The organism is Kutzneria sp. NPDC051319 (genome assembly GCF_040682195.1).
Lineage (GTDB): Bacteria > Actinomycetota > Actinomycetes > Mycobacteriales > Pseudonocardiaceae > Kutzneria.
Map to the genome: position 1 here is coordinate 179,099 of NZ_JBFBAM010000007.1, position 20,603 is coordinate 199,701.

Annotated in this window: 23 protein-coding genes; 13 read left to right on the top strand and 10 right to left on the bottom strand. The window is 70.8% G+C overall.

All coding sequences use genetic code 11. The annotated features are described in order from the left end of the window. The first annotated feature begins 28 nt into the window (after positions 1–28). Together AB0M73_RS09325 and AB0M73_RS09330 are read left to right on the top strand one after the other, a co-directional pair. Entirely contained in the window at positions 29–1,348 is a 1,320-nt protein-coding gene (locus AB0M73_RS09325) for a M14 family zinc carboxypeptidase (protein WP_363888934.1), read from the top strand. A 129-nt stretch (positions 1,349–1,477) separates the two neighbouring features. Further along, positions 1,478–2,035, top strand: a complete 558-nt coding sequence (locus AB0M73_RS09330; protein WP_363888936.1) for a hypothetical protein — start codon at positions 1,478–1,480, stop codon at positions 2,033–2,035. Here AB0M73_RS09330 and AB0M73_RS09335 read toward each other — a convergent pair. The 4 genes from AB0M73_RS09335 to AB0M73_RS09350 form a co-directional block, all read right to left on the bottom strand. Continuing rightward, on the bottom strand, positions 2,006–3,208 hold the full coding sequence (locus AB0M73_RS09335; protein WP_363888938.1) for a beta-propeller fold lactonase family protein: 1,203 nt from the start codon (positions 3,206–3,208) through the stop codon (positions 2,006–2,008). The genes AB0M73_RS09330 and AB0M73_RS09335 overlap by 30 nt on opposite strands. A 4-nt stretch (positions 3,209–3,212) precedes the next feature. Next, the gene (locus AB0M73_RS09340) at positions 3,213–3,989 is read right to left on the bottom strand and encodes a polysaccharide deacetylase family protein (protein WP_363888941.1); all 777 of its coding nucleotides are present in this window, start codon (positions 3,987–3,989) and stop codon (positions 3,213–3,215) included. A gap of 179 nt (positions 3,990–4,168) precedes the next feature. After that, positions 4,169–5,110 carry a R2-like ligand-binding oxidase gene (locus AB0M73_RS09345; RefSeq protein ID WP_363888943.1) on the bottom strand — a complete coding sequence of 314 codons (942 nt, stop codon included), beginning with the start codon at positions 5,108–5,110 and terminating at the stop codon, positions 4,169–4,171. Next, positions 5,103–5,699: a TetR family transcriptional regulator gene (locus AB0M73_RS09350; protein WP_363888946.1), complete on the bottom strand. Its 597-nt coding sequence runs from the start codon at positions 5,697–5,699 to the stop codon at positions 5,103–5,105. The genes AB0M73_RS09345 and AB0M73_RS09350 overlap by 8 nt, the downstream gene beginning before the upstream one ends. Positions 5,700–5,780: 81 nt before the next feature. Here AB0M73_RS09350 and AB0M73_RS09355 point away from each other — a divergent pair, with 81 nt between their 5' ends. Continuing rightward, entirely contained in the window at positions 5,781–6,413 is a 633-nt protein-coding gene (locus tag AB0M73_RS09355; RefSeq protein ID WP_363888948.1) for an HAD hydrolase-like protein, read from the top strand. On the opposite strand, the gene AB0M73_RS09360 is transcribed toward AB0M73_RS09355, so the two are convergent. Then, a complete protein-coding gene (locus tag AB0M73_RS09360; RefSeq protein WP_043719595.1) occupies positions 6,414–6,635 on the bottom strand; it encodes a hypothetical protein in 222 nt (73 codons plus the stop codon). A gap of 118 nt (positions 6,636–6,753) precedes the next feature. Here AB0M73_RS09360 and AB0M73_RS09365 point away from each other — a divergent pair, with 118 nt between their 5' ends. Together AB0M73_RS09365 and AB0M73_RS09370 are read left to right on the top strand one after the other, a co-directional pair. Then, positions 6,754–7,140: a cold-shock protein gene (locus AB0M73_RS09365; RefSeq protein WP_363888952.1), complete on the top strand. Its 387-nt coding sequence runs from the start codon at positions 6,754–6,756 to the stop codon at positions 7,138–7,140. A 25-nt stretch (positions 7,141–7,165) separates the two neighbouring features. Then, a complete protein-coding gene (locus AB0M73_RS09370; RefSeq protein ID WP_363888955.1) occupies positions 7,166–7,564 on the top strand; it encodes a Clp protease N-terminal domain-containing protein in 399 nt (132 codons plus the stop codon). On the opposite strand, the gene AB0M73_RS09375 is transcribed toward AB0M73_RS09370, so the two are convergent. Genes AB0M73_RS09375 through AB0M73_RS09385 form a run of 3 tightly spaced genes read right to left on the bottom strand, consistent with a single transcriptional unit; the run spans position 7,552 to position 10,573 of the window. Continuing rightward, on the bottom strand, positions 7,552–8,034 hold the full coding sequence (locus tag AB0M73_RS09375; RefSeq protein ID WP_363888958.1) for a DUF2771 family protein: 483 nt from the start codon (positions 8,032–8,034) through the stop codon (positions 7,552–7,554). The two genes, AB0M73_RS09370 and AB0M73_RS09375, sit on opposite strands and share 13 nt — an antisense overlap. Before the next feature lie 53 nt (positions 8,035–8,087). Beyond that, the gene (locus tag AB0M73_RS09380; RefSeq protein ID WP_363888961.1) at positions 8,088–9,806 is read right to left on the bottom strand and encodes an MFS transporter; all 1,719 of its coding nucleotides are present in this window, start codon (positions 9,804–9,806) and stop codon (positions 8,088–8,090) included. Positions 9,807–9,823: 17 nt separating this feature from the next. After that, positions 9,824–10,573 carry a glutaminyl-peptide cyclotransferase gene (locus tag AB0M73_RS09385; protein ID WP_363888964.1) on the bottom strand — a complete coding sequence of 250 codons (750 nt, stop codon included), beginning with the start codon at positions 10,571–10,573 and terminating at the stop codon, positions 9,824–9,826. A 55-nt stretch (positions 10,574–10,628) separates the two neighbouring features. Between AB0M73_RS09385 and AB0M73_RS09390 the strand changes: the two genes are divergently transcribed. From AB0M73_RS09390 to AB0M73_RS09405, 4 genes are all read left to right on the top strand, one after another. Further along, on the top strand, positions 10,629–11,384 hold the full coding sequence (locus AB0M73_RS09390; RefSeq protein WP_363888967.1) for a DUF3027 domain-containing protein: 756 nt from the start codon (positions 10,629–10,631) through the stop codon (positions 11,382–11,384). Then, positions 11,381–14,332 (top strand): hypothetical protein, encoded by a 2,952-nt coding sequence (locus tag AB0M73_RS09395; protein WP_363888970.1) that lies wholly within the window; start codon positions 11,381–11,383, stop codon positions 14,330–14,332. Before AB0M73_RS09390 ends, AB0M73_RS09395 begins: the two co-directional genes overlap by 4 nt. Next, positions 14,329–14,688 carry an immunity 8 family protein gene (locus tag AB0M73_RS09400; protein WP_363888972.1) on the top strand — a complete coding sequence of 120 codons (360 nt, stop codon included), beginning with the start codon at positions 14,329–14,331 and terminating at the stop codon, positions 14,686–14,688. Before AB0M73_RS09395 ends, AB0M73_RS09400 begins: the two co-directional genes overlap by 4 nt. Positions 14,689–14,773: 85 nt before the next feature. Next, positions 14,774–15,232: a hypothetical protein gene (locus AB0M73_RS09405; RefSeq protein ID WP_363888975.1), complete on the top strand. Its 459-nt coding sequence runs from the start codon at positions 14,774–14,776 to the stop codon at positions 15,230–15,232. Here AB0M73_RS09405 and AB0M73_RS09410 read toward each other — a convergent pair. Then, positions 15,195–16,127, bottom strand: a complete 933-nt coding sequence (locus AB0M73_RS09410; protein WP_363888978.1) for an alkene reductase — start codon at positions 16,125–16,127, stop codon at positions 15,195–15,197. The two genes, AB0M73_RS09405 and AB0M73_RS09410, sit on opposite strands and share 38 nt — an antisense overlap. A gap of 70 nt (positions 16,128–16,197) precedes the next feature. On the opposite strand from AB0M73_RS09410, the gene AB0M73_RS09415 reads away from it, so the two are divergent. Next, positions 16,198–17,025: a sigma-70 family RNA polymerase sigma factor gene (locus AB0M73_RS09415; protein ID WP_363888981.1), complete on the top strand. Its 828-nt coding sequence runs from the start codon at positions 16,198–16,200 to the stop codon at positions 17,023–17,025. Here AB0M73_RS09415 and AB0M73_RS09420 read toward each other — a convergent pair. Continuing rightward, the gene (locus tag AB0M73_RS09420) at positions 17,022–17,303 is read right to left on the bottom strand and encodes a DUF2530 domain-containing protein (RefSeq protein WP_363888984.1); all 282 of its coding nucleotides are present in this window, start codon (positions 17,301–17,303) and stop codon (positions 17,022–17,024) included. The genes AB0M73_RS09415 and AB0M73_RS09420 overlap by 4 nt on opposite strands. A gap of 20 nt (positions 17,304–17,323) precedes the next feature. On the opposite strand from AB0M73_RS09420, the gene AB0M73_RS09425 reads away from it, so the two are divergent. Genes AB0M73_RS09425 through AB0M73_RS09435 form a run of 3 tightly spaced genes read left to right on the top strand, consistent with a single transcriptional unit; the run spans position 17,324 to position 20,561 of the window. Next, positions 17,324–18,775, top strand: a complete 1,452-nt coding sequence (locus AB0M73_RS09425) for an NCS2 family permease (protein ID WP_363888987.1) — start codon at positions 17,324–17,326, stop codon at positions 18,773–18,775. Positions 18,776–18,792: 17 nt separating this feature from the next. Further along, a complete protein-coding gene (locus AB0M73_RS09430; RefSeq protein ID WP_043719578.1) occupies positions 18,793–19,227 on the top strand; it encodes a MarR family transcriptional regulator in 435 nt (144 codons plus the stop codon). Between the two features lie 17 nt (positions 19,228–19,244). Beyond that, positions 19,245–20,561, top strand: coding sequence for an MFS transporter (locus AB0M73_RS09435; RefSeq protein WP_363888991.1), 1,317 nt, complete (start codon positions 19,245–19,247; stop codon positions 20,559–20,561). Positions 20,562–20,603: the final 42 nt, after the last annotated feature.

The following is a 20,603-nucleotide window of genomic DNA, read 5'->3' on the forward strand; positions in this document are numbered from 1 at the left end:
GCGGCGCCATCCGATGTGAGGAGCCGCCATGAGGCCACGTGCCCTGATCCGCATAGCCGCCGGTGTCGCCGCACTGCTGCTCGTCGGGACGGCCTCCGCGGCCGCCGGCGACGACACGCCCGTGATGTGGCAGGTGCCCATCAGCGGGAACCAAGCCGGCCAACTGGTCGCCGCCGGCTTCGACGTCGCCGAGACCGGGGCCGAGGGCGTCGCCTACGTCACCGGCACCCGCCAGACCGCGCAGTCGTTGCGGGACATGGGATATCGCCCCACCCAGTACGACACGATCTACAAGGACCTGGCCCCGCGGCAGCAACAGCCGCGGGCCCTGGCCACCACCTTCTACGGCGGCTACCGCTCCGTGCCGGACCAGGAGCAGCACCTGGCCCAGGTCGCCGGCGCGCACCCCGACCTCGCCACGGTGTACGACATCGGCGACTCGTGGCTGAAGACCAAGGGCAAGAGCGGCCACGACATCGAGGCCATCTGCCTGACCAAGAAGCACTCGGGCGACTGCACGCTGAGCACGACCTCGCCCAAGCCGAAGTTCACGCTCATGGCCCAGATCCACGCCCGCGAGATCGCCACCGGCGAGCTGGCCCAGCGCTGGATCGACTACCTGGTCAACGGCTACGGCACGGACACCACGGCGACGTCCATTCTGGACACCACCGAGATCTGGGTCATCCCGATCGCCAACCCGGACGGCACAGACGTGGTGGCCTCGGGCGGCAACTCGCCGAAGATGCAGCGCAAGAACGTGGACAACGCGCGCGGCGGCTGCACCGGCACGAACCTCGGCATCGACCTGAACCGCAACTCCACCTACAAGTGGGGCGGCGACTCGAACCAGGCCTGTGACGAGACCTACCAGGGGCCGAGCAAGGGCAGCGAGCCCGAGGTGACCGCGCTGGAGAAGTTCTTCCGGTCGATCTACCCGGTGCAGCGCGGCACGGGTGACAACGACCCGGCGCCGGTGACCGCCCGCGGCACGATGATCACGCTGCACAGCTACGGCAACGACATCATCGTGCCCTGGGGCTACACCGAGAAGACCTCGCCCAACGACGCGCAGCTGCGGGCGCTGGGCAAGAAGATGGCCGCCTCCAACGGTTACGTCGTCGACACCAACGGCGGCACGGTCGGCTACGAGACGTCCGGCACCACCGACGACTTCACCTACGGCGTGCTCGGCGTGGCCAGCTTCACCATCGAGGTCGGCCCGTCCAGCGGCAACTGCGGCGGCTTCTTCCCGAAGTTCTCCTGCCTGGACAGCACCTTCTGGCCGCAGATGAAGGGCGCCTTCACGGCGGCGGCGCAGGCGGCCGCGGCCCCGTACAAGCAGTAAGTCGCCCTGTCGACAAAGCGGCCCCCGGCGACGCGCCGGGGGCCGTTCACTGTCCGAAGTGGAATGATCACCCTATCTAGCGATACAGGGGCAGCTGCCGTCACGGCGGGAGTACACCATGATCACGGTGTGACTCATCGGGATCTGCCGGCCAGCGGTCGAGGATGCTTTGCCGCGGTCATGATCGCGCCCATCGCCGCCTTCGCCGGTCTGACCGCGCTCACCACACTGCTGAACGCGCCGGACGAGGCCACCGGTCCGGCGTTGTTCGGGCTGCCGCATCCGACCAGGGCCAGCCAGACCATGCCGATGGACACAGAGGAGCAGCAGCCGCCGTCTGACACCACGATCGCCGAGCAGCCGCTGGCCCTGCACAAGCCGGCGGCCGCCGCCAAACAGTCCGGCCAGAGCCCGAGCAGTGCGGTTATGGTGCCCTCGACGGTTGTCGCGTCCTCGGTGACCAGGGCCGTCACGCCGGACACGCCGTGCGTCGGGCCGACGACGCCGATCACAACGCCGAGCGCCACGACCTCGTCGCCCGTCCCGACAACAACAATGACAACGACAACAGCGACAACGGCGACGGCTAGAACAACAACAACTGCGCCGCCGCCGACGACCACGGCAACCGTGGCGCCGACAACAACAACGACGACGTCAGCGAGTAATACCCGTGTGCCCCAGTGAGTACCGGCCCGGCTGCGGCCACACGCACAGGCCGTGCGGCTGGTTGCCGGCCGGGATCTTCTTCAGCAGCGCCCCGTCCTTTGTGGATAAAACGTAGATCATCCGGTCGTAGCGCCCGGACAGCCACAGCTGCGAGCCGTCCGCGGTCACGTTGCCCATGTCCGGGCTGCCCCCGCCGGGAATGCGCCACTTGGTCTGCTCGGCGCCGGTGTAGGCGTCGAGCACGCTGACCGAGCCCTCGTGCCGGTTGGTGACGTACAACTGCTTGGCGTCACGGGAAAGGTAGAGCCCGTGCGCGCCGCCGCCGGTCGGGATGAAGCGCTGCACCTTGGTCGCCGCGCCGTCGAGCACCCACAGGCCGTTGGCGTCCGAGTCGGCGATGTAGTAGACGGAGCCGTCCGGGGCGAGCTTGATGTCCTGCGGCCCCATGACGGTGTGCCGCTGCGGCATGTCGATCATGCGGAGCAGGTGGTGCGACGCGATGTCGATGACCGCGACCCGGCCGGCGAACTCGCACGTGAACACCGCGATGCGGCCGTCCGGGCTGAAGTCGGCGTGGTCGATGCCGGCGCAGTCCGGCACGGCGGTCTCGTCCTGCTTCTGCCACGTGTGCGGGTCGTACCAGACCAGCTTGCGCAGCCGCTCGGCCACCGAGATGGCGAACTTGCCGTCCGGTGTGAAGTACATGTTGTACGGGTCGACGACCGGGATCTTCGCGCCCGGCAGGCCGGTCCTGGGATCGAACGGCACGAGGTGGTCGCCCTGGTCGTCGGTGGCGTACAGGGTGCGCATGTCGTACGAGGGCACCACATGCTGGAGTTCCTTGCCGGCCGGGTACTTGGCGACGACCGCGAACGTCGTCGGGTCGATCACCCACACGTCGCCGGAACCGCTGTGCGGCACATAGACCAGCGGCTTGTCCTGCTTGACCGTGTCCAGCACCATGTTGGCGCCCGCGTTGGCGTACACGTTGTGCAGGTCGGTCACCGGCGGCATGCCGGGCAGACCGTCCACAAGGGACTGTGGCGTGATGGACGTCGGCGGTGGCGTGGCGGTGGTCGTTTTTGTCGTGATGGTGGGCGGAGGTTCCTCGGCGGCGGGGGCCGACGAACAGGAGGTCAGTGCGGCGACGCATGCGAGCGCGAGCAGCGCCCGTCCGGCAGGGGAAGGCAACTTCTCACCTCAGCAGTTCGGCCGCGGTGACCGGGGTCAGTCCCCGGGCGGCGAGATCGGTCAGGATGCCGGGCAGCGCCTGCACGGTGCCGGGGTGGCCCAGGTGCATGCTCACCACGCTGCCCGCCTTGGCGCCGCCGGCCGCCCGCCGGATCGCGGCCGCGCCGGGATCCGTCCAGTCCAGCGAGTCCACGTCGTAGGACAGAGTCCGGGCGTAGCCGGCGGCTCCGGCCGCCGCCAGCTCGCGCGCGGTGGCGTGCTGTCCCTGCGACTGGCGGAAGAACACGCCCGGCGTTCCGGCCACTGTGGACAGTGCGTCCCGGCAGCGTTCGATCTCGGTCAGCATCGGGCCCGGCTGGTAGCGCTCCAGGTCCGGATGGCTCCACGTGTGGTTGCCCAGCTCGTGCCCGCCGTCGCGGACCATGCGCGCGCCGTCCGGGGTCGAGGTCAGCCAGGTGCCGACGGCAAACACCGTGATCTTGGCGTTATTTTTGGCCAGCAGCGCCAAAACCTGGCGGGTGATCTCCAGCGGGCCGTCGCCGTGGAAGGTCAGTGCGACCTCGGGACGGCCGCTCGACGCCCGCACCACCTCGACGGCCGGGCCGCCCGGGGCGACGGTGGTTGTCGTCGTGGTTGTCGTGGTCGTGACCGGCGGCGTCGTGGTGGTCGAACGCGTGGTCGCGCTGGGGGAGGGAGCGGCGGTCGGGGGTCCGGCGCACCCGGCCAGGGCGGTGGTCGCGGCGATTCCGAGCGCGGCTCGACGAGAGATACGCCGGGTCACGAAGTAAGTATGGCCAGTGCCACGTTGAGCGTGATCACGACCCCGGCGATCAGCCCTGCTAGGGCCGTATGCGCGCCGTCCAAGGAATTCCCGTCCGCCACGAAGGCGGGGCCGACCAGCACCGCCGCGCAGGCGGGACGCGATCGAGACCACTGCTGCAACCGATAGGCCGGGAACGACTAGATCTGCGCCAGGGCGGCCGCGTCCTCGTCGCCGAACTGCTCCTCCAGCCGTTCCGGCGTGTAGTCCAGGTCGATCCTCGCCACGTCCGCGCCGCGAGCAGACTCGATCGCGCCGAGCCGGCGCTGCGCGCGATCGCCCGCGTAGCCGACGAACTCGGTGACCTCCAGGTCGAAGGCGCTCTGGTCGACGTGATCGAGAACCCACTGGATGGCGTTGAGCGCGTGCGGCACCAGCTCGCCCATGCGCTGTGTGACGACATCCCAGTTGGCGTCGTCCGCGGCAACGTGACGGCGGCAGGTGAAGGTGCCCCAGGCCATGTGCCGTCGCTCGTCGTCACCGATGCGGCGGACCAGCTCCTGCATGCCGGGCAGGATGCCGCGGCTCTTGCACACCTTGTTCCACGCGTAATAGCCGGTCAGCGCCAGCGTGCCCTCAACCACGTGGTTGTAGGTGACGCTGGCCTTGATCTGCGCCGTCGGGCTGTGGTCGTGCTCCAGCTTCTGGAGGGCCTCGGGCAGCTCCTCGTAGAAGATCGTGCGGTAGCCCGGGTTGTCGGCGACGTAGGCGTGCAGGTCCTCGGTCAGGCCGACGGCGTCCATCCAGCGGCGGAAAACCTCGGTGTGCCGGGCCTCCTCGAAGGCGAACTGGGTGAGATACATCTCGTCGCCCAAACGGCCCTCCGCCGCCATCGCCCGCATGAACGGCTGGATGTCCTCGGTGACCGCCTCCTCGCCGGCGACGAACATCGCCACCAGGTAGGTGGCGTTCTCCCGCTGCGCGTCGGTGAGTTCGGCCCAGTCGCGGGCATCCTGCGTGAAGTCGATGTCCGCCGGGTTCCAGAACCTGGTGTTGCCCTTGGCGAACAGGCGCAGCGGCAGATGGTCCCAGTGGAAACGGCCTTGGAGGGAGTGGAATCCGGTCCGGCGCTGATCAGTCATCGGGGGCCTCCGGGATCAGTCGGCACATCAGGGCGGTGATCGTGGCGACGGCCTCGTCGACCGTGCCGGTCGGTGTCAGCAGGTGGCTGACCGTGAGGCGCATGCCGGTCTCGGCGAGCAGGCGGATCTCGTCGTCCGGCAGCCATGGCAGGCGTGGGCGCCACAGCTGCGTGAGCAGGTCGACGGCCGGCATGAGCACCGGCTGCCCCTTCGTGGTCAGCAACGGCAGCAGGTCTTCCGCGTCTGTGCCCGTGAGAATGGCGTTGACCAGGCGGTTCTCCGTCGCGTGGACCAGCGTGTGCCGCGCGGCCGCCGTGATGCCGGTGGCGAGGTCCGGCGCTTCGGCCACGCGCTGGGCCACGCCTTCAAGGAAGTCTTCGACGGTGTGCGCCGCGACCGCGGTGACCAGCGCTTCCTTGGTGCCGAACTCGTTGTGCACCGTCTGTCGGCTCACGCCCGTCCTGGCCGCGACATCCGCCATCCGCAGCCCTTTGACGCCCCGTTCGGCCAGCAGCTCGGCCGCCGCGTCCAGCAGCTGAGTCCGCAGCGACTCCCGTACCCGCTCGGTGAACGGTGTGACCTGGTTCACTTCTTCAGCTTGACATTCGCGTGCCCGATGTCAAGTGCTTGGACGTATTAACCGCTGGTGTCAACAGCTAGGGTGCGAAGCGTGGCACTGACCGTCGGATTCGACCTGGACATGACCCTCATCGACGCCCGGCCCGGTGTGGCCGCCGCCATCGACCAGGTCGGCGCCGAGTTCGGCGTCGCCCTCTCCGGCTCCGACTTCGCCTCCCGGCTCGGGCCGCCCCTGCAGGACATGTTCCGCGACGCCGGCATGGACGAGGCGATCATCCCCGGGCTGATGGACCGCTACCGGGCGCTGTATCCCACCGTCGTCATCGCCACTACCGTCGCCCTGCCCGGCGCCGAGGCCGCCATGGCCGCCGTCCGTGCCCTGGACGGCCGGGTCCTCGTGATCACCGGCAAGTACGAGCCCAACGCCCGCCTGCACGTCGAGGCCCTCGGCTGGTCCGTCGACCACCTCCGCGGCGAGCTCTGGTCCGCCGGCAAGGGCGCCGTGCTGCGTGAACAGGGCGCCGCCGTCTACGTCGGCGACCACATCGGCGACGTCCAGGGCGCCCTTGCCGCCGACGCCGTCTCCGTCGCCGTCACCACCGGCCCCTGCTCCCGTGAGGACCTCGTCGACGCCGGCGCCGAGGTGGTGCTGACCAGCCTGGAGCAGTTCCCGTCGTGGCTGGCCGACAACGCCGGCCGCTTCGCCGAGCCCATCGCCGGCTGACTACGCCTCCGGCGTGCGGCGGCGGTTCTGCAGGAAGACGGCGACCAGGCCGAGGGCCAGGCCGAGCGGGGTGAGCACGACGCCGGCCAGGTTGAGCCACAGGGGCAGGTCGCGGGCGCCGCTGGCGTAGAGGGCGAAGACCACGGCCAGCGCCACCAGGCCGAGCGCGAAGACCACCATGGACAGCGGCATCAGCTTGGTGCCGGGCGCGGAGCTCGTCATGCCGTCAGCGTAACTCGACCAGGCCCCGGGGCCGCCGCCGATGCCCTACCCTTGAGGTTCGCGCCCAGGGCACGTGGTCCCCGGGCGCGTTCGTTGTGTGCAGGGAGAGGTGAGGACAGTGCCGACCGGCAGGGTCAAGTGGTACGACACGGAAAAGGGATTCGGCTTCGTCACCCAGGACGGTGGCGAAGACGTCTACGTTCGTGCGTCCGCGCTACCGCCGGGAGTCGAGGGCCTCAAGACCGGTCAGCGCATCGAGTTCGGCATGGCCGAGGGCCGTCGCGGCCCGCAGGCGCTGTCCGTCCGCCTGGTCGACGCCCCGCCGTCGGTGGCGGAGGCCCAGCGCCGTCCGGCCGATGAGCTGCACGGCATGGTCGAGGACATGATCAAGATCCTCGAGGCCAAGGTCCAGCCCGACCTGCGCCGCGGGCGCTATCCGGACCGCAAGACGTCGAAGCTGATCGCCGAGCTGGTCCGCGGCGTGGCCCGGGACCTCGACCCGTAAACCGAAGTCGGAGCAGACGAGCCGAGTGCTCGCGGTCGCCCGGCGGGAGGCCCGCGCTCAGGTGAGCAGCGGCCATCTCCTGCTGGGCGCGCTCCATCCCGAAGGCGGCCGCGTCGAGCTCGACGTCGACCTGGACGAGATGCGCGACCACGTCCGGGTGCTCACGGCCGGCCCGTCGGATCCGCACACCCGGCTCAGCGAACGGGTCAAACGCGTGCTCATCGAGCATCGGACCACTCGCGACGTGCTGCTCGCGCTGCTCGACGACCCCGGGTCCACGGCGGCGCGAGCACTGGTCCGCGCCGGCCAGGACCTGGCGGATTTGCGCGCCCGCGTGGCGGCGATGCCGGGCGGCAAGCGGAAGACGACCAAGGTCGCCCGCGAGCTGAAGTACCGCCAGCCGCCGGGGCGTCAGCCCGGCTGACCGGTCACCGACAGGACCCAGGTCGCGCCGATGACGAACTGGGGCTCGCCGGTGTTGGGGTCGAGCGTGAGCACGCCGGCGAAGCGCTGGACCTCGGCGGTCTCGAGCTGGGCGGCGCCGGGCAGTTCGAGGGTGTAGGCGAGGCGCTCGCCGTTGGCGAAGACGGCGCTGCGGCCCTGCTGCTCCTGGCCGTTGACCTTGTACTTGAACGCGACCTGCCAGGCGGCGTCGGCGATCTCGCTGGGCACGGAGATCTGCACCGGCTTGTTGGGCGGCACGGCCAGGGTGGCGCCGGCGGCGGCGTCGGCGGCGCACTTCTTGACCTGGAAGTCGCAGTACTCGGACGGCCCCGTGACGGCGGTGCTGTTGACCGAGAAGAAGGTCACCTGCGGCAGCGGCGGCGCCGAACACGCCGAGGCCAGCACACCCGCGCCGACCAACACCAGCGGGACAAGGCGTTTCGCGCTCACGTCCGACGAGCCTACGGATACGGGCCGGGCGACGCCGCTCCGGGGTTGAGCGCTTACGGAGGAGGGGCCGCCGCGCCAGGGGCGGGGCGGTGGTGGTTGGGCCGCGTGACCGGATCGGACTTCAGCGGGCGCCGGCGGCCGAGCCAGGGCAGCAGGGTGCTGTCCCGGTTGACCATGACGGTCTGGGCCAGCCCGGCGGCCAGGAACAGCCCGATGACGGCGAAGCCGATCCAGTACTGGGCGGGCAGCAGCACGCCGAGCGCCCCGCCGAAGACCCAGCCGAACTGGAGGATGGTCTCGGACCGTCCGAAGGCCGAGGCCCGGGACTGCTCGGGCAGGTCGTCCTGGATGGTGGCGTCGAGGCTGATCTTGGCCAGGGCGCTGCCGACGGAGCCGACCAGGGCCAGCACGACGACGGTGGGCACGCCGGGGATCAGGGCGGCGACGACCGTCATGCCGAGCCCGGCCCCGAGGCAGCTGATGATCACCTGGTCGGGGCGGCCGAACTGGAGACGGGCGCCGATGCCGTTGCCGAGGAAGTTGCCGAGTCCGGCGGCGGCGCCGATCATGCCGAGCAGCAGGATCTGCTCGACCGGGGCATGGTCGCGCTCGGTCTGGGCCTTGATCACGAAGGCGGCGAACAGGGTCAGGAAGCCGGTGAGCACGCGAATGGTGCCGTTGCCCCACAACGCCATCACGACCTGTCGGCCCAGCGGCTGCCGGGTCTTCTGCCGGGGCTGCGCCCGCAGCGACGTCGGCACCTCGCCCTCGGTGACCTCGACCCAGGCGGGAATCCGCAGGCACAGCACGGCATTGCCGACGCAGAGGACGGCGGTGAACCACAGCGCGCCGGGGGAGTTGAACAGCTGGGCGAAGCCGACGGCCACGGCGCCGAAGACACCGGCGGCGGCCAGGCCGAAGACGGTGAGCCGGGCGTTGGTCTTGACCAGGGTGATGTCCGGCGGCAGCACACGGGGCGTGACGGCCGCCTTGAGCACGTTGAACGACTTGGACAGCACCATGGTGCCCAGCGCGGCCGGGTACAGGCCCCAGTCGTCGAAATGCAGCGCCATGACGACCGCGAGCAGCGCCTGCCCGAAGCAGGACACGGCCAGCGCGAGCCGTCGCCCGTGCTGGATGCGGTCCAGGGCGGGCCCGATGATCGGCGCGATCACGGCGAACGGCGCGACGGTGATCAGCAGGTACAGGGCGACCTTGCCCTGGCTCTCGCCGGTGGCGGCGGAGAAGAACAGGGTGTTGGCCAGGGCGACCGCCAGCGTGGCGTCGGTCGCGTAGTTCATCATCACGGCCCACGTCAGCGCCGCGAGCCCGGACTGGTCGGCGCCGTCGGCGTGCAGTGCCCGCCGGAACGCGTCGACGCCGCGCTGCCCCAGTTGCCGGCTGCGGAACCACGCGACCCGGGTCACGGTCAGCTTTTTCGGCGTGCGGGGCCCGCTCGACGGCTGCTCGGGCGGCACGAACCGGTGCTCCTGCTGAGGCGGAGGCGGCGGCGGGGCCTGCCGATAGGTGGGCGGGTCAGGCCGGTGCGTGGGCTCCTCGTACCGAGGCGGCGGCGGTGCCGTGCGGTAGGTCGGCGGCTCCTGGGCCTCCTCCTGCCACGGGTACCGCGGCATCGGCCGGGTCGGTGGCTTGGGCGTGCGCGACCACTCGGCGACCAGGTCCGGGTCGTTCTGCGCGGACTCCTGGCGCCGTCGGCTGGCCCCGCTCCACCCGCGACGGGGCCGGGCGGGGTCGGAGTGGTCGGCGGTCACCCCTCAATCCTGCCGCACTAGGAGCCGTCGCGTGTGAACCTCACCCGGTAAGCAAGGGGCCACCGCTTGCCCGTGACCAGGAATTCGCCGGGGGTGGGCGCCACCGAGATGCCGTTGAGCACGTCGTCAGCGGCGGTGTCGCCGGTCGGGCCGAGCGCGGAGAGGTCGGCGACGCCCTGCACGGCGCCGCTGGCCGGATCCACCCGAATGATCGTCTTCGTGGGGTAGACGTTGGCCCAGACCGAGCCGTCGACGCACTCCAGCTCGTTGAGCCGGCCCTCGTAAGCGACCTGCACGTGCCCGGTCACGGCGAAGGTCCTCGGGTCGCGGAAGGTCAGCAGCGAGGTGCCGTCGCTCATCACCAGGCGCCTGCCGTCGTAGCAGAGGCCCCAGCCCTCGTCCTGGTACGAGGCGGTGCCCAGCTGCTCCAGGGTGGTCCGATCGCGCAGCATCGCCACGTTCTGCTGCCAGGTCAGCTGCCAGATCCTGTCCCCCACCACGGCGATGCCCTCGCCGAAGTATTCGGCCGGCAGATCGACGCTGCGCTGCACCCGCCCGGTCTTCGGGTCGACCGCACGCAGTGTGGACGAGCCCTGCAGCCCGGTGCTCTCGTACAGCACGCCGCCGGCCAGCTCGTAACCTTCCGTGAAGGCCGAGGTGTCGTGCGGCATCGTGCCGAGCACCTCCACCCGCAGGTGCGGGGGCCCGGCGGGGCTGGCACAGCCCGTGAGCAACACCACGGCAAGTAACAGCACGGCTGCGCGCATCTCAAGAGCGTGACACGTGTGCGGCGAGGTTCCCCGCGTGCGGCACAATCGACGGGTGACCGCACCGACCACCAGTGAGCAGCACCCGAATCCGGTCCTCGCATCGGTAGTCGAGCTGGCCAGGGCCGCCGCCCAGCAGGAGGCCGGCGACGAGCCGATCGGCCCGCACACCGGCGTCCTCGCCGAGGACGAGGCGTCGGTCACACACCTGTTCGAGGCATCGCACCCCGGCTACGACGGCTGGCGGTGGGCGGTGACCATCGCGACCACCACCGGCAGCGACGACCCGGTGACGATCAGCGAGGTCGTGTTGCTGCCCGGCCCCGAGTCGCTCGTGGCGCCCGACTGGGTGCCGTGGGGCGAGCGGGTCCGCGCGGGCGACCTCGGCGTCGGCGACCTCATGCCGACCACTCCGGACGACGCCCGGCTGGCGCCCGGCTACCTGGAGTCCGAGGACCCCGCGGTGGAAGAGGTGGCCCTTGAGGTCGGCCTCGGCCGCGTGCGGGTGCTGTCTCGGTTCGGCCGCCTCGACTCGGCGCGCCGCTGGGAGGACAGCGACTTCGGCCCGCGCAGCGACATGGCCCGCAGCGCGCCCGCCCACTGCGGCACGTGCGGCTTCTACCAGCAGATCGCCGGCAGTCTCGGCGCCGCGTTCGGCGTGTGCACGAACGAGATCACGCCCGCCGACGGCCACGTCGTGCACGTGGAGTACGGCTGCGGCGCGCACTCCGAGGCCGAGGTGGACGCCGGTTCGCCGGTGCCCGTGGCCGAGCTCGTGTACGACGACGCGGAACTCGAAGTCGAGCAGTGAGCGTTTTCGGCGTCACTGACCTTCGCACTTCCGTCCTCCAGGCCTGGCGTGGCTCGCCGACCCGGTTCCGTGAGGACGCGAACGCCGAGGAGGACCTTCGCCTCGGCGGCTACCGCGACCGGCTGCTCGTCGAGCTGGCGCAGAACGCCGCGGACGCGGCCGGCTCCGGGGGCGTGCTCCGACTGTCCGTTGTGGACGGCGAGCTGCGTGCGGCCAACACCGGCGCGCCGCTGACCGAGGCCGGGGTGGCCGCGCTCGCGTCGTTACGGGCCTCGGCCAAGCGCGGCGCCTTCACCGTCGGCCAGTTCGGCGTCGGCTTCGCCGCTGTCCTGGCCGTTTCTGACGAGCCGCGCGTGGTGTCCACGACCGGCGGCGTGGCTTTTTCCGCCGCACGGACCCGAGAACTCGTCGGCGACCTGCCCGAGGTGGCCGAGCGCGACGGCGCGGTGCCGGTGCTGCGGCTGGCGTGGCCGCTCGCCGACGACGAGCCGCCGGTGCCGGAGGGCTTCGACACCGAGGTGCGGCTGCCGCTGCGTCCCGAGGTCGACGCCGCCGAGCTGCTGGCCGAATGCGCCGCGGAGACGCCGGATCTGTTGATCGCGCTGCCCGGGCTGAGCCGCGTCGAGGTCGGCGAGCAGGCGTGGTGGCGCGAGGACAACGAGGACGGCACTGTCGTCCTGCACGGTCCGACCGGACGCGTCCGGTGGCTGCTGCGGCGTTCCTCCGGCGAGCTCGATGCCGCCGTGGTCGAGGGGCTGGGCGTCGAGGCGCGGCAGCGGCCGGAGTGGGCCGTGTGCTGGGCGGTGCCGATCGACGACGAAGGCGTGCCCCGTCCGTTGGACGAGGACGTGCTGCACGCGCCGACGCCGACCGACGAGCGGCTTTCCTTGCCGGCACGGCTGTTGGCGACGATCCCGGTCGAGGCGTCGCGTCGGCGGCTGATGCCGGGTGCCGCGGCCGACGCGGTGCTGGCCGCCGCGGCGCGGGCGTATTCCGAGCTGGTGCTGGCCGTGAAGCCGGAGCATCGCACGCTGCTGGTGCCGCTGCCGGACTTCCCCAAGTCCGAAGTGGATGGTCAACTCCGTGCGCTGGTGACCTCCGAGTTGCGCACCTCTGTGTGGCTTCCGTTGCAGGAGGGTGGTTTCGGCACCCCGGCCCGTTCGCGTGTGCTGGACGTGCTCGCCCCGGACCTGGCGGACATGCTCGCCGACATCGTGGACGGCCTGGCGAAGGCCGAGCTGTCCGGCACCGAGCACGCCCGACAGCTTGCCGCGCTTGAGGTTCCGCGACTTCGGCTGGCCGAGGTGTCGGCGATCATCTCCGGTCAGGACCGTGAGCCCGCGTGGTGGGCCCGGCTGTACGCGGCGCTCGACCCCGTGGCGGAGCAGGACTCCACCGCCCGCGAGGAACTCGGCAACCTGCCCGTGCCGCTGATCGACGGTCGGACCGTCACCGGTCCCCGTGACGTGCTGCTGCCGGACTTCGACTCGGAGACGTTGGCCGAGTTGTCCACAATGGACGTCACCGGGCTGCGGGTCGCGCATCCCGAGGCCGTGCACCGGTTGCTGGAGCGACTCGGCGCGCGGTCGGCCGGCCCGGCCGATCTGTTGGACGCCATGCAGGCCGCGGTCGAGCGGAGCATGGACGACGCCGAGTCCGGTGGGGACACCACCTCGCTGGTGGACTTCGTGCTGTGGCTGACCGAATCGACCGGCGCCCGTCGTGGCGAGCGGCCGTGGCTGGCCACGCTGGCGTTGCCCGACTCCGACGGCGAGTTCCGGCACGCCGACGAGCTGATCCTGCCGTCCAGCCCGCTACGTGAGGTGCTGGCCGACGACGTGATCGGCAAGGACTCCCCGCTGGGCGTGCTGGCCGACGACCTCGCGTCGCGGTGGACGCCCGACGTGCTGGCCGCGGTCGGCGTGATCGACTCGTTCGTGGTGGTCTTCGACGACTCGCCCGGCGGCCCCGATCACGAGCTGGCCGACGAAGAGGCGTGGTGGGCCGCCGTCGACGGCGACCTCAACCCGCCCTCGACCTTCGCCGGCGTGCGGGATCTCGATCTCGTCGCCGACGACAAGTGGCCCGACGCACTGCGCCTGTTGGCCGCGGAACCCGAGACGTGGCAAGCGATCCTGCTGCCCGGCGGCTACACCTCGTGGTGGCTGGCCCGCAACGCCCGCCTCGCCGGCTCCTCGCCTCGTTCGTGGCGTCTGCCCGACGCCGACGCCCTGGCCGGCGTCTACGACCCCATCCCCGATGTCGGCGTTCGCACGGACCTGTTGGCCGCCATCGGTGTTCGCGCCTCCTTGGTCGTCACCGACGCCGCCGACGTCACGGATGTCTTGCAGCGCTTGGGAGATCCCTCCCGGGATGTGCCCTCCGGCGTCGCCATGCGGGCCCACGGCGTGTTGGCCGAGGCCGTCCGCTCCGGCGCCGTCGACGCCGGTGACGTCGAACTCGACGAGCGGGTCCGGGCCCTGTCCGGCGCCTCCGTCTCCGGCGAGCACACCGTCGTGCTCGATTCCCCTTGGCTGCTCGCCGCTTTCACCCCCGACCAGGTCGTCGCCGCCGATCCCGACGACGCCGAGCCCCTCGCCGAGCTCCTCGACCTCCCCTTGGCCGCCGACGAGGTTGACGCCGACGCCCTTATCGGCAACGGCCAGCCCGTCAGCTGGTCCGACCTCGGCGCCGTCGTCGCCGCCAGCGAGCTCCTCGACCGCCCCGTCCCGGAGGGCCTCGTGGTCGTCTACGACGAGCTCGCCGTCCGCCGCGGCGACACCCGCTACCCCGTCGCCTGGTGGGTCACCGAGGACGGCGTCGTCCACGCCGAGGACACCCCGGCCGGCCTCTCCCGCGCGCTGGCCTGGGCCGTCGACCGCTGGCACGACCGCCACCTCCTCGCCGCCCTCCTCGACGACCCCACCGCCGCGACCTACCTGTCATGACCGACCGCGCCGAGATCCGTTATCTCCACACCCCGGACATCGACGTCGACACCTACGCCCCCGAAGACCCGGCGAACTTCATGTTCCTCGTCCAGCTGCTCGCCGGGCCGAACGACGGTCCCGGCGAGGAGTCGTTCGACTTCGAGGTCTGCACCCCGGCCTGGCTCGCCGACCGGGTGCGTGAGAGCGGGCCCCTGAACGGGCGCCACCTGGTGATCGTCGACCGCTTCCACTGGCCGACCATTCGTGCCTGCTTCGAGCGCCTGGTCAACCAGTGCACCGGCGCCACCTGGAGCGAGGTCACCGAGAAGCTCAGCCGGTACGGCCACCACGAGTTCGAGGACTACCAGGGCTAGCAGCGCGGCGAACGGGCATGATCGGTGTCATGCCGAGACCTCCTTTCGCGGCCGACCCTGGGGCCCGGCCGACCGTACCGGCGGCGTGCTCGACGCCGTGCTCGACGAGCTGCGAGTCCAGGTTCCCGACGTCGTGGTCGAGCGGCACGACCCGTTCAACAAGACGGAGGACGACACCCTGCACTTCGTCGGCGATTCGAGCGCCTACGAGCTGGTGTTGGTCGGCACACCTCCGGACGGCGGCGGTCCGCTCACCATCGACGAGGTCGACGCCGACGCCCTCATCGGCAACGGCCAGCCCGTCAGCTGGTCCGACCTCGGCGCCGTCGTCGCCGCCAGCGAGCTCCTCGACCGCCCCGTCCCGGAGGGCCTCGTGGTCGTCTACGACGAGCTCTCCGTCCGCCGCGGCGACACCCGCTACCCCGTCGCCTGGTGGGTCACCGATGAGCCAGTTGAGCAAGCGACCGACGGAGCGCTGATACGTCGCCGTCGAGGGACGGCGCCTGTCATGTCACGTAGCCCTCGGGGCCGCCCGCGTAGTTGAAGGCCTTGTCGGCCAAGGACAGTTCCTGGTCGAGGGCGAACCGTGTCACCAGGTCGGGGTTGGCGATGAAGTGGCGGGCGAAGGAGACGGCGTCGGCGAGGTCGGAGTCGATGGCGTCGGAGGCGGTGGCGGCGGAGAAGCCGTTGTTGGCGATGAAGAAGCCGGGGAAGAGCTTGCGGTAGCGGGAAAAGGCGTCGGGGGAGAACAAAGCGGGGCCGCGCAGGTGTAGGTAGGCAAGGGAAGTGAGCTGCGGGACGAGGTCGTCGTAGACGGAGAGGGTGGCCCCGGAAGGGAAGTAGGCGGGGCACGGGGGAGTGCTGTCGGTGGGGAGCCAGTAAGGCGAGAGGCGGACGCCGACGCGGGGGCACACCGAGTGGACGGCGTCGAGGATGTGGAGCAACAGCAGGGAAGGGGAGCGGTAGGCGTCGGTGCGGCGGTTGAGGCGGGGGTTGAGGAACTGGGCGACGAGGTAGGTGCCGTTGGCGGCGATCTCGACGCCGTCGAAGCCGGCGCGGACGGCATTCGCAGCGGCGCAACGGTAGTCGGTGATGGTGGAAGCGATCTCGGTCGAGGACAGGGGGCGCAGGCCGGCGTGCCAGAGCTGGACCATGATCCGGCCGCCGAGGGAGTGCACGAGGTCGGTGACGCGACGCCAGCCGGCGACCTGCGCGTCGGAGAAAAGACCGGGCACGCCTACGAAAGGGACGGGCTGAGGGCTGATCAGGGTGCCCTCGGCGATGATCAGCCCGGCGGAGGCGCGGCGGGCGTAGTGCAAGGCGTGCAAGGGGGACGGCACGGAGCCGCGGCAGCGGGTGGTGGGGGCCATCACCACGCGGTTGGGCAGCGTCAGATCACCCAAGGTCACGGGGCGCAGCAAGGCGCTACCCTGGCTCATCAAGGACTCCCTGGAGCGTCGGTCGGTCGGTGGCACGACACAGACGGATCGCGACGGGGAAAGGTGACCGATGGACGCTGAACGGTTCGAGGCGCACCGGCCGCTGCTGCGGGCGGTGGCCGGCCGGGTGCTGGGCTCGACGGCGGAGGCGGACGACGCCGTGCAGGAGACCTGGCTGCGGTTCACCAAGGCCGACGGCATCGACAACCTGGAGAGCTGGCTGCGCACGGTGGTGTCCAGGATCAGCCTGGACATGCTGCGCAGCCGCAGGGCCAAGCGCGAGGAGCCGATCGACTGGCACCCGCCGGCCGAGGTGGAGGGCCCGGAGCGGGAAGCGCTGCTGGTCGACGAGGTCGGCCGGGCGATGCTGGTGGTGCTGGACCGGCTGAGCCCGGCGGAACGGGTGGCGTTCGTCCTGCACGACTTGTTCGCGGTGCCGTTCGAGGAGATCGCGGCCGTTGTCGACCGGACGACGGCGACGACGAAGAAGCTGGCCAGCCGGGCCCGCCACCGGGTCCGAGGCGTCGAGCCGATGGCACCGGCCGACAAGGCCGTCGTGGAGGCGTTCCTCAAGGCGTCACGGGAGGGCGACCTGGAGGCGCTGCTCGAAGTCCTGGCGCCGGACGTGGTCCGAACGGCCGACGCGAAGGCCCTGCCGACGGGGCGGGCGACGGTGGTCCGGGGCCGGGAGAACGTGGCGCGGGAGATGCTCGTGCTGGGCAAGCGGGCGGCCTACGCGGAGCCTGCCCTGGTGGGCGGCAGGACGGGCGCGGTCGTCGCGCCGAACGGACACTTGCGGCTGATTCTGGCCATCACGGTCAGCGGCGGGAAGGTCACGGCCTACGACGTGATCGCGGACCCGGAAAGGCTCGACGACATCGACGTCAGGCCGGTCTAGAGCAGGCCCTCCTGGGCGGTGCGGGAGCCGCGGCGGGCGGCGGAGCGCTGCCAGCGGAAGACGCCGTATCCGACAAAGCCCAGGCCGAAGCCGGCCAGGCAGGACCAGGTCCACAGCGCGGGGGCGCCGACGAGCAGCATGATGACAAAGGCGACGAGGAACACGACGGTGCCGACGACGACGACCGGCACGGGGTCGGTCAGCGACCGCGGCAGGGGCGGTGGGGTGGGAGCGGCAACCAACTCGTTACCGGGCTCCTCTTTGGACTTGTCGGCCACGTCAGGCAGGCTACCGCGCCATGAGGGCGAACGGGCTTGACCAGTTCTTCAAGATCAGCGAACGTGGCTCGTCGATCGGGCGGGAGCTCCGCGGCGGCCTGGTGACCTTTGTCGCGATGGCCTACATCGTGGTGCTCAACCCGCTGATCATCGGCAGCTTCTCGGCGAGCGACCCGGGCGCGCACAAGGACGTGCTGGGCGGCATCCTGCCGGTCCCGCAGGTGGCGGCGGTCACGGCGCTGGTCGCGGGCGTGATGACGATCCTGATGGGCCTGCTGGCCAACTACCCGTTCGCCCTGGCCACCGGACTGGGCCTGAACAGCCTGGTGGCGGTGACGATCGCCCCGCAGGTGACCTGGCCGGAGGCGATGGGCCTGGTCCTGGTCGAGGGCCTGATCATCGTGCTGCTGGTCTTCACCGGCTTCCGCACGGCGGTGTTCAACGCGGTGCCGGCGGCGCTGAAGTCGGCGATCGCGGTGGGCATCGGCATGTTCATCGCACTGATCGGCCTGGTCGACGCCGGCTTCGTGCGGCGGCTGCCGGACGCGGACCACACGACGGTGCCGGTGGGCCTGGGCATCAACGGCTCGATCGCGTCCTGGCCGACGTTCGTGTTCGTGATCGGCCTGGTGCTGACCGGCATCCTGGTGGCCCGCAAGGTCAAGGGCGCGATCCTGATCGGCGTGCTGGGCACGACCATCCTGGCCATCGTCGTCGAGGCGATCTTCCACGCCGGCCCGTCCAACGGCACCAACCCGCTGGGCTGGGACCTGGGCTACCCGGCGCTGCCGCAGCAGATCCTCGGCCTGCCGGACCTCTCGCTGGTCGGCCACGTCTCGTTCGGCGCCTGGACCCGGCTGCCGGCGATCACGGTCCTGTTGCTGGTGTTCACGCTGGTGCTGGCCGATTTCTTCGACGCCATGGGCACGATGACCGGCCTGGGCAAGGAGGCCAACCTGCTGCGTGACGACGGCCAGCTGCCGCAGGTCGGCCGCGCGTTGTTCGTGGAGGGTCTGGCCGGCGCGGCCGGCGGCCTGGGCTCGGCCAGCTCGAACACGGTCTTCGTGGAGTCGGCGTCGGGCATCGCGGAAGGCGCCCGCACGGGCCTGGCCAACATCGTCACCGGCCTGCTGTTCCTGGCCGCGATGTTCCTGACGCCGCTGTACCAGGTGGTGCCGGTGGAGGCGGCCGCGCCGGCCCTGGTGATCGTCGGCGCGATGATGATCAGGCAGGCCAGCGGCATCGACTTCACCGACTTCCGGATCGCCCTGCCGGCCTTCCTGACCATCGTGGTGATGCCGTTCACGTACTCGATCGCCAACGGCATCGGGGCCGGCTTCATCAGCTACGTGCTGCTGGCGGTGGCCACCGGCGGGGCCCGCAAGGTGCATCCGCTGATGTGGGTGGTGGCTGTGGCGTTCGTCGCGTACTTCGCGGTGGGGCCCATCGAGTCGGCCCTGGCCGGTAGTTAGTGAGGTATGCTAACTACATGGCGGAACCCGAGCCGAACGAGCCGTCGCTGGCCAGCCGCCTGCGGCTGGCCGTGGTGCGGCTCAACCGTCGGCTGCGGGCCCAGCGCACCAATTCGTCGGTCACGCTGACCCAGGTCTCGGCCCTGTCCGCGCTGCGCAAGTGCGGGCCGCTGACCCCGGGCGAGCTGGCCGCGAAGGAGGGTGTCCAGCCCCCGTCGATGACGCGGGTGATCGCGGCGTTGGAGGACTACGGCTTCGTGTCCCGGCGCCCACACCCGACCGACGGCCGGCAGGCCATCGTCGAGCTGACCGAACAGGGCACCGCCTATCTGCGGGCCGAGGTGTCGGCCAGGGAAGCCTGGCTGGACTCGCGGCTCGCGGAATTGGACGACGACGATCGGGAGCTGCTCGCCAGGGCGGCCGAGATCATCGACCGGATGGCGGGCCAGTAAAGGGGGCGGCGGACGAAGTGCCGGCATACGCGGGGAGCACCGGAACAGGGCAGAAGCACACCTCGGAAACCCCGCGCACAACCGGAATGTTCGGTTCGCTGCGTGAACGCAACTACCGGCTGTTCGCCAGCGGGCAGATCGTCTCGCTGATCGGCACCTGGATGCAGCGCGTCGCCCAGGACTGGCTGGTCCTGGAGCTGTCCGGCAAGGACCCGATCGCGCTGGGCATCGCCGCCGCCCTCCAGTTCCTACCGACGCTGTTCCTGTCGCTGTGGGCCGGCGTGCTGGCCGACCGGCTGGACAAGCGCAAGCTGCTGATGCTGTTGCAGGGCTCGATGGGCGTCTGCGCCCTCGGCCTCGGCCTGCTCGACGTCACGGGCGTGGCGCAGCTGTGGCAGGTCTACATCTTCTGCTTCGTGCTCGGCTGCTTCTCCGCCGTGGAGACGCCGGTCCGGCAGTCGTTCGTGATCGAGATGGTCGGCAAGTCCCAGGTCACCAACGCCGTGGCGCTGAACTCGATGACCTTCAACCTGGCCCGCATCGTCGGGCCGGCCATCGCCGGCGTGCTGATCACGCTGATCGGCACCGGCTGGGTGTTCCTCGGCAACTTCGCCAGCTTCATCGGCGTGCTGACCGGACTGGCCCTGATGGACACGTCCCGGCTGCACCGCGGCACCCCCGCGCCGCGTGAGCGGGGCCAGCTCCTCGAAGGCCTTCGCTACGTGCGCGGACGCCCCGATCTCGTGATGCTGATGACCCTGGTGTTCCTGGTCAGCACCTTCGGCATGACCTTCTTCACCACGCTCGCGGTCGCCGCCGCCAACGTCTTCCACCAGGACGCCGACGGCTACGGCCTGCTGTCCACGATGCTCGCCGTCGGCACGCTGTCCGGCGCCACCATGGCCGCTCGCCGGAGCACCCGCGGCCGTCCCCGGCTGCGCATGTTGTTCATCGGCGGCCTGGTGTTCGGGGCGCTGGAGGTCGTGCTCGGGGTGATGCCGACCTACCTGGCCTTCGGGCTGATGCTCATCCCCATCGGCATGGCGCTGATGACCTTCACGACCACCGCCAACAGCACCGTGCAGCTGTCCGTGTCGCCGCAGATGCGTGGCCGCGTGATGGGCCTGTACATGCTGGTCTTCCTGGGCGGCAACCCCATCGGCGGACCGCTGACCGGCTGGCTGGCCGACGCCTTCGGCGGCCGGGCCCCGTTCGTCGCCGGCGGCATCGTGTCGGTGCTGGCGACGCTGGCCTGCGGGCTGATCCTCATGCGCCGCGGCGGCATCAGCCTCCGCTCCCTGCTCCGCCGCCGCACCGTCCCCGAGGTCCCCTGATGCAGGGAAGGACGCCTTACCCGCGTTGAACGAGGGTAAGGC

What these genes read in the sequence shown, in the direction of transcription:
- AB0M73_RS09415 (WP_363888981.1), top strand. Translation starts at nt 16,198, where the DNA reads ATGGACGCTGAACGGTTCGAGGCGCACCGGCCGCTGCTGCGGGCGGTG.
- AB0M73_RS09345 (WP_363888943.1), bottom strand. Translation starts at nt 5,110, where the DNA reads ATGACTGATCAGCGCCGGACCGGATTCCACTCCCTCCAAGGCCGTTTC.
- AB0M73_RS09385 (WP_363888964.1), bottom strand. Translation starts at nt 10,573, where the DNA reads ATGCGCGCAGCCGTGCTGTTACTTGCCGTGGTGTTGCTCACGGGCTGT.
- AB0M73_RS09400 (WP_363888972.1), top strand. Translation starts at nt 14,329, where the DNA reads ATGACCGACCGCGCCGAGATCCGTTATCTCCACACCCCGGACATCGAC.
- AB0M73_RS09360 (WP_043719595.1), bottom strand. Translation starts at nt 6,635, where the DNA reads ATGACGAGCTCCGCGCCCGGCACCAAGCTGATGCCGCTGTCCATGGTG.
- AB0M73_RS09325 (WP_363888934.1), top strand. Translation starts at nt 29, where the DNA reads ATGAGGCCACGTGCCCTGATCCGCATAGCCGCCGGTGTCGCCGCACTG.
- AB0M73_RS09425 (WP_363888987.1), top strand. Translation starts at nt 17,324, where the DNA reads ATGAGGGCGAACGGGCTTGACCAGTTCTTCAAGATCAGCGAACGTGGC.
- AB0M73_RS09430 (WP_043719578.1), top strand. Translation starts at nt 18,793, where the DNA reads ATGGCGGAACCCGAGCCGAACGAGCCGTCGCTGGCCAGCCGCCTGCGG.
- AB0M73_RS09410 (WP_363888978.1), bottom strand. Translation starts at nt 16,127, where the DNA reads ATGAGCCAGGGTAGCGCCTTGCTGCGCCCCGTGACCTTGGGTGATCTG.